We start from the raw sequence: 13,492 nt of genomic DNA, 5'->3' as shown, positions 1-13,492 counted from the left end.
TGGGAGCGGCCTTGTGTCGCGAATGGGCCGCAGAGCGGCCCCAGCAATTTCAGCGTCACTGCTGAGACCCTGGGGCCGCTCTGCGGCCCTTTCGCGACACAAGGCCGCTCCCACACTGGCCAGTGCAATCAGCGCAGTTTTTCTAGCATCTGGTAGTACCACATCCCCGCCGCCAGCAGCGGGTTGCCCAGCAAGTCCCCCATCGGCACGCGCACGTGCTTGCACTGCGCGAAGGTGTCGAACTTCTCCAGCGTTCCGGTCAGTGCCTCGGCCATGATCTCGCCCATGATGTGGCTGGTGGCGATGCCGTGCCCGGAATAGCCCTGGCAGTACCACACGTTGTCCGATAGCTTGCCCAGTTGCGGAATGCGGTTGACCACGATGCCCATCGCGCAGCTCCACTGGAACTCGATCGGCACGCCCTTGAGCGCCGGGAAGGTGCGCTCGATGCACGGGCGAAGCTCGCCTTCGATATCACGCGAATCCTTGCCCGAGTAGTTGGCGCCGCCGCCGAACAGCAAACGCTTGTCAGCCGTCAGGCGGTAGTAGTCGAGGACGAAGCGGCAGTCGTACACCGCCAGGTCCTGCGGGTTGATCTGCTCCGCCAGTTCGCCCAGCGGGGCAGTGGTGACGATGCCGCCCATGGCCGGGAAGATCTTGCCCTTGAGCTGGCGCTTTTCCAGCTTGTGGTAGACGTCGCCGGCCAGCATCACCTGGCGCGCTTCGACCCGGCCGTGGGCGGTAACGACTGCCGGGCGTGGGCCGTGGACGATGTCCAGCACCTCGGAGTTCTCGAAGATCAGCGCACCCAGGCTGTGGGCGGCGCGGGCTTCGCCCAGGCACAGGTTGAGCGGGTGCAGGTGCAGGTTGCGCAGGTTCTTTAGTGCGCCCAGGTACAGCGGGCTCTGCAGGTGCCCGGCGACGCCGTTGCGGTCGAGCAGTTGCACCTGGTCGCCCATGCCGCGGCGTTCGGCCTCGGCCTGGAAGCTGCGCAGCTCCTCCATGTGCGAAGGTTTCATCGCGGCATGCAGATGGCCGCGTTTGAGGTCGCAATCGATGCCATAGCGCTCGACCCGTTGCTCGATGACCTGGTGCCCACGCCAGCGCAGGTGCCAGATGAAATCATCGACCTCGGCGCCCAGGTGGTTGCGCATCTGCGTGCGCATGGCTTCGTCACCCGACAGGCTGCCGGTGACCTGGCCGCCGTTGCGGCCGCTGGCGCCCCAGCCAATCCGGTTGGTCTCGACGATCGCCACCTTCAGGCCGCGCTCGGCCAGCTCCACCGCAGTGGCCACACCGGTGAAACCACCGCCGATGATTGCCACGTCGACCTGCACCGTGCCCTTGAGCTGCGGGTACTCGGTATGGTCGTTCAGCGAGGCGCTGTAATAGGACGGCGCGCGCTGGGCCGGGCCGTTGTGCAATGCTGCGTTCATGGGTGTTCCTTGTTCTTGATGGGGTAAGGCTCAGGCTTGGTGCAAGTACCAGCGCCAGTCCTGTTCGCTGACTTCGGCCATGAACTGGCGGTACTCGGCGCGCTTGACCTTCAAGTAGACGCCGAGAAACGCTTCGCCGAGCGCCTCCCGCGCCCAGTGCGAGCGCTCCAGTGCATCGAGTGCGGTGAGCCAGTCGGTGGGCAGGTGCTCGGTGGCCTGGGCATAGCCGTTGCCTTCTACCGGCGCGCCGGGGTCCAGCTGCTCGCGGATGCCGCGATGGCAGGCGGCCAGAATGGCGGCGGCAGCCAGGTACGGGTTGGCATCGGCGCCACAGATGCGGTGCTCGACGTGCCGGCTGTTGGCCGGGCCGCCGGGAACGCGCAAGCTGACGGTGCGGTTGTCGACACCCCAGGTCGGCGCCAATGGCGCATAGCTGTTGGCCTGGAAGCGGCGGAACGAGTTGGCGTTGGGGCAGAACAGCAGCAGCGAGTCACGCAGGTGGCGGAGCATGCCGGCAACAGCCTGGCGCAGCAGTGGGGTGCCAGCCTTGTCTTCGCTGGCGAACAGGTTGTTGCCGGCGCTGTCGGCCAGGCTCAGGTGCATGTGCATGCCGGTGCCGGCCAGTTGCGCGAACGGCTTGGCCATGAAGCAGGCCTGCATGCCATGGGCATGGGCCACGCCCTTGACCAGGCGCTTGTAGCGCACGGCCTGGTCCATCGCTGCCAGCGCATCGCCATGCTCCAGGGTGATTTCCACCTGGCCCGGGGCGTACTCGGAGATCGCCGTGCGAGCAGGGATACCCTGGGCCTTGCAGGCAGCGTAGAGGTCAGCGAGGAACGGTTCGATCTGTTCCAGCTCACGCAGGCCATAGACCTGGGTGCTGCGTGGGCGCCCGCCGTCGTTGTCCAGTGCCGGTTGCGGGCGGCCCTGGGCATCGCGTTTCTGGTCAAGCAGGTAGAACTCCAGCTCGCAGGCCATCACCGGGTGGTAGCCGTCAGCCTTGAGTGCCTCGATGGTGCGCAACAGCACATGGCGCGGGTCGGCGACGCTGGCCGGCAGGCCCTCGCTCGGGTGCATGCTGACCTGCACTGCCGCAGTCGGCACACGCCGCCACGGCAGGCGTACCAGGCTGCCCTCCAGTGGGTAGGCGCGGCAGTCGATGTCACCGACATCCCAGACCAGGCCGGAGTTTTCCACGTCGTCGCCATTGAGGGTCAGGCCGAGGATGGTGCTGGGCAGCGGGCGCCCGCTCTGGTAGACCGCCAGCAACTCCTCGCGGTGCAGCAGCTTGCCACGTGGCACGCCGTTGGCGTCGAGGATGAACAGTTCGAACAGTTCGATATCGGGGTTTTCTGCCAGGAAACGGCTGGCGTGCTCTACAGGTGCAAAGTGCATGATGGATTCGCTCACAGGCGCACGGGACCTGCGCGCAGGCGCGGTCCACTTGAGTCAGACGGCCGGGCTGCGGCCGAGTCGGGTCACAAAGGCGTGAGCGATGAATCCGGTGGGCGCGCATGGCGGCAGTGCCACAGGGCCCAGAAGGCGAGGATGATGTGGACCAGCGGATTTTCACCGGCGTGGGACCGGGCCTTCGCTGGCGAAGGGCGGGACGACGGTGGGGCGATGGTCTGGGCGGGAGTCATGCCTTTGATACTCACATGCGGCGTAAGGTTGATTAAAGCAGTGAATGGCAACCTTCACATCAGACCTGGCTAAACATTTGTCTGGAGTCTGACGCGGTCATGTGGGAGCGGCCTTGCGTCGCGAAAGGGGCGCAGCGCGCCCCCGGATTTTTTGTATCAACGGCGAAATCCTGGGGCCGCGTTGCGGCCCTTTCGCGACGCAAGGCCGCTCCCACAGTGATCGCTCAGGCAGCAGAGAACCGGTAAATCTGCGACAATCGCGCATCCTTCGAATGCCGATCATGAAAAAGCAGGCCCACCTGCATCACTAAAAAGCCCCATGACTGACCAAGCCATCGACAAACTGCTGCAAAACCTCGACCACGCCATGATTGCCGAGCGTCATCGCCTGCGCCGGCAACTGCATGAACTGCGCAAGCGCCCCGATGAGGCCAAGCTGGCGCAGTGGGTGGAAAAGGTCCAGGCATCCTGCGCCCAGGTCACCGCGCGCCAGAACAGCGTGCCGCAAATCCGCTACGACGACAGCCTGCCGATCGCCGCCAAGCGTGATGAGATCAAGAAGGCCCTGGCAGAACACCAGGTACTGGTGATTGCCGGCGAAACCGGTTCGGGCAAGACCACTCAGTTACCGAAGATCTGCCTGGAACTGGGCCGCGGCAGCCATGGCCTGATCGCCCATACCCAGCCACGGCGGATTGCGGCGCGCAGTGTCGCCGCCCGGGTTGCCGAAGAGCTCGGCACGCCGCTGGGCGGGCTGGTCGGCTACCAGGTGCGTTTCGAAGACCAGAGCGATGCCAACACCCTGGTCAAGCTGATGACCGACGGTATCCTCCTGGCCGAAACCCAGCACGACCGCTTTCTCGAGCGCTACGACACGATCATCGTCGACGAAGCCCACGAACGCAGCCTGAACATCGACTTCCTGCTCGGTTACCTGAAGACGCTGCTGCACCGCCGCCCGGACCTGAAGCTGATCATCACCTCGGCGACCATCGACCTGGAGCGCTTCTCCAAGCACTTCGACAATGCCCCGATCATCGAGGTGTCCGGCCGTACTTTCCCGGTGGAAACCTGGTACCGGCCGCTGACCAGCGAACAGGACGAGGAGGGCAACCAGGTCGAGGAAGACCTCACTGTCGACCAGGCGATACTGGCCACCCTCGACGAGATCGCCCAGCACGAGCGCAGCGTGGGCAAAGGCCCCGGCGATGTGCTGGTGTTCCTCCCGGGCGAGCGGGAAATCCGCGATGCCGCAGAGATCCTGCGCAAGGCACAGTTGCGCCATACCGAGATCCTGCCGCTGTACGCGCGCCTGTCGCCGGCCGAGCAGCAGCGCATTTTCCAGTCGCACACCGGGCGCCGGGTGGTGCTGGCCACCAACGTTGCGGAAACCTCGCTGACCGTGCCCGGCATCCGTTACGTGATCGACACCGGCACCGCGCGCATCAGCCGCTACAGCTACCGCGCCAAGGTTCAGCGCCTGCCGATCGAGGCCGTTTCGCAGGCCAGTGCCAACCAGCGCAAGGGCCGTTGCGGCCGGGTCGAGCCGGGTATCTGCATTCGGCTGTACAGCGAAGAAGACTTCAATGGCCGGCCGGCCTTCACCGACCCCGAGATCCTGCGTACCAACCTGGCCGCGGTGATCCTGCAGATGCTGCACCTGCGCCTGGGCGCAATCGACGCCTTCCCGTTCATCGAGCCGCCGGATGGCAAAGCCATCAGCGACGGCTTCAACCTGCTGCAGGAACTTTCGGCGGTAAACCGCGAGAACCAGCTGACGCCGATCGGCCGCCAGCTGGCGCGCCTGCCGATCGACCCTCGCTTGGGCCGCATGCTGCTCGAAGGTGCGCGTCAGGGCAGCCTGCAGGAAGTGCTGATCGTCACCAGCGCCCTGTCGGTGCAGGACCCGCGCGAGCGCCCGCCAGAGCGCCAGCAGGCCGCCGATCAGGCACATGCGCAGTGGAAGGACGCCGATACCGACTTCGCCGCGCTGGTCAATTTGTGGCGGGGTTTCGAAGAGCAGCGTCAGGCACTGACGGCCAGCCCGCTGCGCAACTGGTGCCGCAAGAACTTCCTGAACTACCTGCGCCTGCGCGAGTGGCGCGACGCCCATCGCCAGTTGTCGCTGATCTGCCGCGAGCTGCAGTTGCCGGTCAACAAGGAACCGTCCGACTACCAGAAGGTGCACAAGGCGATCCTCAGCGGCCTGCTCAGCCAGATCGGCCAAAAGACCGAAGAAGGCGATTACCAGGGGGCCCGCCAGCGGCGCTTCTGGGTGCATCCGTCTTCCGGCATCGGCCGCAAGCGCCCGCAGTGGGTGATGGCGGCCGAACTGGTAGAAACCACCAAGCTCTATGCGCGCATGGTCGCCAAGATCGAGCCTGACTGGATCGAGCCGTTGGCTACCCACCTGATCAAGAAGAACCACTTCGAGCCGCACTGGGAGAAGAAGCGCGGGCAGGTGGTTGCCTATGAGCAGATCACTTTGTATGGCCTGATCCTGGTCGGCCGCCGCCCGGTGCACTTTGGCCCGATCGACCCGGTCACCTCGCGTGAACTGTTCATTCGCGAGGGCCTGGTTGGCGGTGAAATCCAGTCACGTGCCAAGTGCCTGGCCGCGAACAAGCGCCTGCTTGAAGAGCTCGACGAGCTGGAAGCCAAGGCCCGTCGGCGCGACATTCTCGCCGATGAAGAAACCCTGTACGCGTTTTACGAAGCACGCTTGCCGGCAGAAATCCACCAGACCGCGACCTTCGATGCCTGGTACCGCATGACCAGCCAGAAGGACCCGAATCTGCTGATCATGCGTGAGGAAGACGTGCTGGCACGCGAGGCCAGCGAAGTCACTGCGGCGCAGTACCCCGACAGCATGCAAGTCGGTGAACTGCGCCTGCCGCTGACCTACCACTTCGAGCCGGGCCACCCGCGTGACGGTGTGACCGTGCGGGTACCGGCGCCGCTGTTGCCGAGCCTGCCGGGCGAACGGCTGGAGTGGCTGGTACCAGGCCTTCTGGAAGCCAAGTGCGTGGCGCTGGTACGTAACCTGCCCAAGGCTTTGCGCAAGAACTTCGTGCCGGTACCCGATTTCGTCAAGGCCTCGCTGGCGCGGATGACCTTCGGCCAGGGCGCGCTGCCCCAGGCGCTGGGCCAGGAGCTGTTGCGCATGACTGGTGCGCGGGTGAGCGATGAGGCCTGGGCCGAGTCGGTCAACCTGGTCGAAGGCCACCTGCGCATGAACATCGAAGTGGTCGATGGCCAGGGCAAGTTCCTTGGCGAAGGCCGCAACCTGGCCGAGCTGACCGCCCGCTTTGCCGCTGCCAGCCAGGCCGCTTTGGCCGTGCCACGCACCGAGAAGAGCGAGCAACCGGTACAAGCCAAGGCCTTCAGCGAGGTCAAGCAGACCGCCCAGCAGAAGATCGCTGGCCTGTCGATGACCGTTTACCCGGCGCTGGTGGAAGAGAACGGCACCGTGCGTGAGGGCCGCTTCTCGACCCAGGCCGAAGCCGAGTTCCAGCACCGCCGCGCCTTGCAGCGCCTGTTGCTGCAGCAGTTGGCGGAGCCTGCCAAGTTCCTGCGCGGCAAGCTGCCGGGGTTGACCGAGCTGGGCCTGTTGTACCGCGAACTGGGCCGCATCGAGGCGCTGGTCGAGGACATTCTGCTGGCGAGTCTGGACAGCTGCATCCTTGACGGTGAAGCGACGTTGCCGCGTGACGGTGCGGCGCTGGCCGGGCTGGCTGAACGCAAACGCGGCAGCTGGGCCGAGCATGCCGAGCGCCTGGCCCGCCAGACTCTGGAAGTGCTCAAGCTGTGGCACGGTTTGCAGAAGCGCTTCAAGGGCAAGATCGACCTGAGCCAGGCGGTGGCGCTGAACGACATCAAGCAGCAGCTGGCCAACCTGGTCTATCCGGGCTTCGTGCGCGAGACTCCGGCAGCCTGGTTCAAGGAGTTGCCGCGCTACCTCAAGGCGGTGGAATTACGCCTCGAGAAGCTGGGCGCTCAGGTGCAGAAGGACCGGGTCTGGAGCGGCGAGCTGGGCAACCTGTGGGCGCAGTACAAGGCGCGGGCCGAGAAGCATGCCCAGGAGGGCAAGCGCGATGAAGCGCTGACCTTGTATCGCTGGTTGCTGGAGGAGTATCGGGTGTCGCTGTTTGCCCAGCAGCTGGGCACCAAAGTGCCGATTTCCGACAAGAGATTGAGCAAGCAGTGGAGCCTGGTGGAGGGATAAACTTCCGCAGTTGTGGCAATATTGATGCAATTTGGGCCGCTTTGCGGCCCATCGCGGATGAATCGGCTCCTACGGGGTATTGCACCGTCCTGTAGGAGCGGATTCATCCGCGATCGAGGGCGCAGCCCTCGCCGAGAAATTGGTACTAAAGTGCCATTATTCTGTCATATTCCCAGCCAGCGCCCCGTGGCGATGGCCTTTGAGCAGAGGATCGATCGTGCATAACGTCGTGATCAGCGGCACCGGCCTGTATACCCCGGCCCAGAGCATTTCCAACGAAGAATTGGTGGCCTCCTTCAATGCCTGGTCGCAGCAGTACAACCAGGATAACGCCGCCGCCATCGAGCGTGGCGAAATCGAAGCAGCCCCCGTGTCCGACGCTGCCTTCATCGAAAAGGCCTCGGGTATCAAGAGCCGTTTCGTCATGGACAAGGCCGGCATCCTCGACCCGCAACGCATGAAGCCACGCCTGCCGGAGCGTTCCAACGACGAGCAGTCGATCCTCTGCGAAATGGGCGTGGCCGCTGCGCGCCAGGCGCTGGAACGCGCGGGCCGTACCCCGGCGGATGTCGACGGGGTGATCGTCGCCTGCTCCAACCTGCAGCGTCCTTACCCGGCCATCGCCATCGAAGTGCAGCAGGCGCTGGGCATCGAGGGCTTCGCCTTCGACATGAACGTGGCCTGCTCGTCGGCCACCTTCGGCATCCAGACCGCTGCCAACAGCGTGCAACTGGGCCAGGCCCGGGCACTGCTGGTGGTCAGCCCGGAGATCTGTACCGGGCACCTGAACTTCCGCGATCGCGACAGCCACTTCATCTTCGGTGACGCCGCCACTGCGGTGCTGGTCGAGCGTGCCGACAAGGCCACCTCGGCGCACCAGTTCGACATCGTCGGCACCAAGCTCAAGACCGCGTTCTCCAACAATATCCGCAACAACTTCGGCTTCCTCAACCGCGCGGCGGAAGAGGGCATTGGTGCCCGCGACAAGTTGTTCGTGCAGGAAGGCCGCAAGGTGTTCAAGGAAGTCTGCCCGATGGTCGCCGAACTGATCGGCGAGCACCTGGGCGAGAATGGCCTGCAGCCATCCGACGTCAAACGCTTCTGGCTGCACCAGGCCAACCTCAGCATGAACCACCTGATCGTCAAGAGGCTGATGGGGCGTGAGGTGAACGAGGAAGAGGCACCGGTGATTCTCGACCGCTATGCCAACACCAGTTCGGCGGGGTCGGTTATTGCCTTCCACCTGTACCAGGATGATCTGGCCAAGGGTTCGTTGGGCGTGTTGAGCTCGTTTGGTGCGGGTTATTCGATTGGTAGCGTGATTCTGCGCAAGCGCTGATTTCTTTAGAGACTGTACTGGCCTCTTCGCGGGCAAGCCCGCTCCCACAGGTACTACACAGGCTTCAAGGGCTGTGGGGTATCTGTGGGAGCGGGCTTGCCCGCGAAGAGGCCGTTGCATTTCTGGCAGGCAAAAAAAGGCGGGAAATACCGGATGGGGTCGGCATTTCCCGCCTCAGAGTGAAGCAGAGGAGTTTGCTAGCTTAGAACTTGGCTTCCAGGTCCACCTGCAGGGTGTCTACGTCAGCATTGCTGTCCGGCAGGTTGGAGTAGTCGGTCTTGGCCATCATGTAGGCCGCGCCGAGGGCGAAGTTCTTGTCGATTTCGTAACCGACCTTGAACTTGTGACCGCGAGAACCGGTGAAGCCGTTACCGAAGTCAGAGTCGGTGAACAGGCTGACCACGCCGTTACGCTGTACGTCGCGGTAGTTGTAGTCCAGGCTCCAGGCACCGATCTTCGACTTCAGGCCCGCCAGCCAGGCGGTGTCCATGCCGTCGGTGCTTTCGGTGTTCTTGACGTACTGGCCATAAGCCGACAGCGGGATGGCGAAGCCGGTGAAGTCGAGCTGACCGAAGCCTTCAACCAGGTTGAACTCGTCGGTGGTGTTGCCCAGCGAACGCAGCGCCGCCGAGGCTTTGTCGTTGTCGTAGCCATAGAGGCTGGCACCGACGGTGACCTTGACGGTGTCAGCCGCATTGAACTTGGTACCCAGCTGGGCAGCGTACAGTTGAGCGTCGTGCTTGAACTGCACGCCGTCGCCGTCGACGTTGTCCTTCAGGTTGTAGTGGCCGATGCTGCCGAACACTTCGGCCGGGCCGGCGTTGGTCTTGTAGGTGACAGCCACGCCTTCCGGGTTGATGTCGCTGTCCCAGATGATGTCGCCCATGCTCACCCATGGCTGCATCATCTTGCCGCCGATCAGGTGCAGGTTCGGTACGGCAGTCGGGTGCCAGTCGAGGTAGGCCAGGTCGACCCACAGCGATTTCTTCTCGAAGTAGTTGTCCAGGCTCTGGTTGGTCGAGCGGGCATCGGCGCTGCTGCCGGTGGCCACACGCACGCCGGCGTCGACCTGCGGGTTGATCTCGCTGTAGAAGCCGACACGGGCACGCACGCGCTCGCGGTCCTGGTTGCCACTGCGGGAGATCGGGTTGTCGACGTTGACGTCTTCGTAACGCAGGCGCACATCACCCTTGATCTGGGTCTTGGCGGCCCATGCCACTTTTTGTTCGAAAGAGCTCATACGTTCGGACTGAGCTTTCTGGTCGGCCTTTTCCTTGGTTTCTTTTGCCAGGTCGCCTTGCAGTTCGTTGTACTGCGCCTGGTTGATCGAGCCGTTGGCGCGGAGCATTTCGAGCAGCTTGGCGTCGACGGCCGCACTGGCCGGAGTACTCAGAGCCAGCATCATGCCGGTGAGGCTCACTCCGGTAAGTGTAGAAACAAGACGCATAAGGTTCTCCCTACTTAAAAGATTTGGGGAGGCTTAGCGCCCACCCCCATGTTGGCATGTCTTCGGAAAGGGCCTGACTAGACAGGTTCTGGGGTTCCGGAAAACAGGCGCAAGTATTGCGGGGGCGAATGACAGAATAATGTCTAATTAGTGGCACTGCTGTTAAGTAATTGAGAATGAAAGGCGAAACGGGCCGATCATCATTTGAGCGACGGGCCTCTGTTCGCCGATACTGATGGCCTTGAACAGCGAGTCGAAAACGTGACCAGTCTCTACAGCCTTGCCCACCTGCGTGACCTGCCAGCGGCGACCTGGGATGCCCTGGTTCCCCCTGGCCAACCCTTCCTGCGCCATGCCTTTCTAAGTGCCATGGAAGACAGTGGCAGCGTGGCGCCCAACACCGGCTGGGCAGCCGAACACCTGGTGCTTGAGCGTGACGGGCAGGTGCGTGCGTTGCTGCCGGCTTATCGCAAATGGCATTCGTATGGCGAGTACGTGTTCGATCACGGTTGGGCCGATGCCTGCGAGCGTGCCGGCATCGCCTATTACCCCAAGCTGCTCGGTGCCGTGCCGTTCAGCCCCGTCAGCGGGCCGCGCCTGCTGGCGGTGGACCCGGCCGATGCCTTGCTGGTGTTGCAGGCATTGCCGGAGTACCTGAGCAAGGGCGGGTTGTCAGGGGCGCATATCAATTTCACCGACGCTCAGCTGGATACGCAAATGGCCGGCCTGCCGGGCTGGATGGAGCGCCTGGGCTGCCAGTTCCATTGGCGCAATCACGGGTATCGCGACTTCCAGGACTTTCTCGACAGCCTCAGCTCACGCAAGCGCAAGCAGATGCGCAAGGAGCGTGAGCAGGTGGCGGGGCAGGGCATTGATTTTCGTTGGTACCGCGGCGACGAGCTGGACGAGGCGCAGTGGGATTTCGTCTTCCTCTGTTACGCCAATACCTATGCGGTGCGCAGGCGCGCGCCTTACCTGACCCGCGAGTTCTTCAGCCTGCTGGCCGAGCGCATGCCCGAGGCGGTGCGGGTAGTGATGGCGCGCCAGGGTGGGCGTGATGTGGCGATGGCCTTGAGCCTGGTCGGGGGCGACAGCCTGTTCGGTCGTTATTGGGGTTGCCTCGATGAATTTGACCGGCTGCATTTCGAGACCTGCTTCTACCAGGGCATGGACTTTGCCATTGCCGAGGGGCTGCAGCGTTTCGATGCCGGCGCGCAGGGCGAACACAAGCTGATACGCGGGTTCGAGCCTGTGCTGACGCGGTCGTGGCATTACCTGTTGCATCCGGGGTTGCGGCGGGCGGTGGAGGATTTTCTGCAGCAGGAGCGGGCAGGGGTGAGGGGGTATGCCGAGGAAGCCAGAGAGATGTTGCCTTACCGCAAGGACTGAGATCTCTATTGCCTTTTCGGGCCTCTTCGCGGGTGAACCCGCTCCCACGGGATCACCGTCGCCCTTGAGACTTGTGCAGTCCCTGTGGGAGCGGGCTTGCCCGCGAAGAGGCCGGAACAGGACTTAGTCGACCCCGACAAAGCCCCCGGTCTGGTGATGCCACAGGCGGGCATACAGCCCTTGCTGCTCCAGCAGCTCACTGTGGCTGCCACTTTCGACGATCCGCCCCTTGTCCAGCACCACCAGGCGGTCCATGCGGGCGATGGTCGACAGCCGGTGGGCGATAGCGATCACCGTCTTGCCTTGCATCAGTGTTTCCAGGCTTTCCTGAATGGCCGCCTCGACCTCCGAGTCCAGCGCCGAAGTGGCTTCGTCCATGATCAGGATCGGTGCGTTCTTCAGCAGCACCCGGGCAATCGCGATGCGCTGGCGCTGGCCGCCAGACAGTTTCACCCCCCGCTCGCCGACATGGGCATCGAAACCGGTTCGGCCTTGGGCGTCCGACAGCTGCGGAATGAACTCGTCGGCCCGTGCGCGGCGCACGGCTTCGTGCAGCGCCGCTTCACTGGCGCCGGGGCGGCCATACAACAGGTTGTCGCGGATCGAGCGGTGCAGCAGCGAGGTGTCCTGGGTGATCATGCCGATCTGCGCGCGCAGGCTGGCCTGGCTGACTTCGGCGATGTCCTGGCCGTCGATCAGGATGCGCCCGCCCTGTACGTCGTACAGGCGCAGCAGCAGGTTGACCAGGGTCGACTTGCCGGCGCCTGACGGGCCGATCAGGCCTATCTTCTCGCCCGGGCGGATGTCCAGGTTGAGCCCTTCGATCACGTTGGCGGCCTTGCCATAGTGGAAGTCCACGTTGTCGAAGCGCACGGCGCCGCGGCTGACCTTGAGTGGCGGCGCGTGGGGCTTGTCGGTGACGGTGACCGGCTGGGCGATGGTCTGCAGGCCGTCCTGGACCATGCCGATGTTCTCGAAGATGCCGTTGACCACCCACATGATCCAGCCCGACATGTTGACGATGCGGATCACCAGGCCAGTGGCCAGGGCAATGGCGCCGACGGTGATCAGCGACTGGCTCCACAGCCACAGCGCAAGGCCGGTGGTGGTGACGACCAGCAGGCCGTTGAGGGTGGTGATGACCACGTCCATGCTGGTGACCACGCGCGACGCCAGCTGGGTTTTCTCGGTCTGTTCACTGATCGCTTCGCGGGCGTATTGCTGTTCGTAGTCGGTATGGGCGAACAGCTTGAGGGTGGCGATGTTGGTGTAGCCATCGACGATCCGCCCCATCAGCTTGGAGCGCGCGTCGGAGGAAATCACCGAACGTTCCTTCACCCGCGGCACGAAGTAGTACAGCGCGGCAATGTAGCCGATGATCCACAGCAGCAGCGGCAGCATCAGGCGCCAGTCGGCCTCGGCGAACAGCACCAGCGAGGTGATGGCGTAGATCAGCACATGCCACAGCGCATCCACCGCCTGTACGGCGGAGTCGCGCAGCGAGTTGCCGGTCTGCATGATGCGCTGGGCGATGCGCCCGGCGAAGTCGCTCTGGAAGAAATTCAGGCTCTGCTTGAGCACATAGGTGTGGTTCTGCCAGCGGATCAGGCTGGTCATGCCGGGGTTGATGGTCTGGTGCACCAGCAGGTCGTGCAGGCCGAAGAATACCGGCCGCAGCAGCAGGATCACCACCAGCATCCAGATCAGCTCGCCGCTGTGGTCGCTGAAGAAGTTGGCATTGGGCGTACCCTGGGCCAGGTCGATGATGCGGCTCAGGTAGCTGAACATCGCCACCTCGATCAGCGAGGCGAACAGGCCTACCACCAGCAGGGCGAGAAAACTCGGCCAGACCTGGCGCAGGTAATACAGGTAGAACGGCCAGACCTGGCCGGGCGGCGACTCGCTGGGCGCGTCGCGGAAGATATCGATCAGTTGCTCGAAACGGCGGTACAGCATGGGTGACAAGACTCCTGTGCTACCCGACCCACAAAGGTTTCACGTCCTTGTGAAACC

Annotated in this window: 7 protein-coding genes; 3 read left to right on the top strand and 4 right to left on the bottom strand. The window is 63.8% G+C overall.

All coding sequences use genetic code 11. The annotated features are described in order from the left end of the window. Window positions 1-128: 128 nt before the first annotated feature. Both BUQ73_RS19200 and BUQ73_RS19195 read right to left on the bottom strand, forming a co-directional pair. The gene (locus BUQ73_RS19200) at window positions 129-1,436 is read right to left on the bottom strand and encodes an NAD(P)/FAD-dependent oxidoreductase (RefSeq protein WP_079229256.1); all 1,308 of its coding nucleotides are present in this window, start codon (window positions 1,434-1,436) and stop codon (window positions 129-131) included. 30 nt (window positions 1,437-1,466) lie between these two features. Next, a complete protein-coding gene (locus BUQ73_RS19195) occupies window positions 1,467-2,831 on the bottom strand; it encodes a glutamine synthetase family protein (RefSeq protein ID WP_079230591.1) in 1,365 nt (454 codons plus the stop codon). A 567-nt stretch (window positions 2,832-3,398) separates the two neighbouring features. On the opposite strand from BUQ73_RS19195, the gene hrpA reads away from it, so the two are divergent. Continuing rightward, window positions 3,399-7,304 carry an ATP-dependent RNA helicase HrpA gene (gene hrpA / locus BUQ73_RS19190; protein ID WP_079229255.1) on the top strand — a complete coding sequence of 1,302 codons (3,906 nt, stop codon included), beginning with the start codon at window positions 3,399-3,401 and terminating at the stop codon, window positions 7,302-7,304. Between the two features lie 217 nt (window positions 7,305-7,521). Further along, the gene (locus BUQ73_RS19185) at window positions 7,522-8,643 is read left to right on the top strand and encodes a beta-ketoacyl-ACP synthase III (protein ID WP_079229254.1); all 1,122 of its coding nucleotides are present in this window, start codon (window positions 7,522-7,524) and stop codon (window positions 8,641-8,643) included. Between the two features lie 202 nt (window positions 8,644-8,845). Here BUQ73_RS19185 and BUQ73_RS19180 read toward each other — a convergent pair whose 3' ends face one another. Then, window positions 8,846-10,090, bottom strand: a complete 1,245-nt coding sequence (locus tag BUQ73_RS19180) for a putative porin (protein WP_079229253.1) — start codon at window positions 10,088-10,090, stop codon at window positions 8,846-8,848. Between the two features lie 261 nt (window positions 10,091-10,351). On the opposite strand from BUQ73_RS19180, the gene BUQ73_RS19175 reads away from it, so the two are divergent. Next, the gene (locus BUQ73_RS19175; RefSeq protein ID WP_079230590.1) at window positions 10,352-11,479 is read left to right on the top strand and encodes a GNAT family N-acetyltransferase; all 1,128 of its coding nucleotides are present in this window, start codon (window positions 10,352-10,354) and stop codon (window positions 11,477-11,479) included. Between the two features lie 123 nt (window positions 11,480-11,602). Here the strand turns inward: BUQ73_RS19175 and BUQ73_RS19170 are convergent, their stop codons facing one another. After that, window positions 11,603-13,435: an ABC transporter ATP-binding protein gene (locus tag BUQ73_RS19170; protein WP_079229252.1), complete on the bottom strand. Its 1,833-nt coding sequence runs from the start codon at window positions 13,433-13,435 to the stop codon at window positions 11,603-11,605. Between the last annotated feature and the right edge of the window lie 57 nt (window positions 13,436-13,492).

The sequence above is a fragment of the Pseudomonas putida genome (assembly GCF_002025705.1).
Lineage (GTDB): Bacteria > Pseudomonadota > Gammaproteobacteria > Pseudomonadales > Pseudomonadaceae > Aquipseudomonas > Aquipseudomonas putida_J.
Note: the sequence above shows the minus strand (reverse complement) of the source record. Positions and strands in the feature narration are given on the sequence as shown.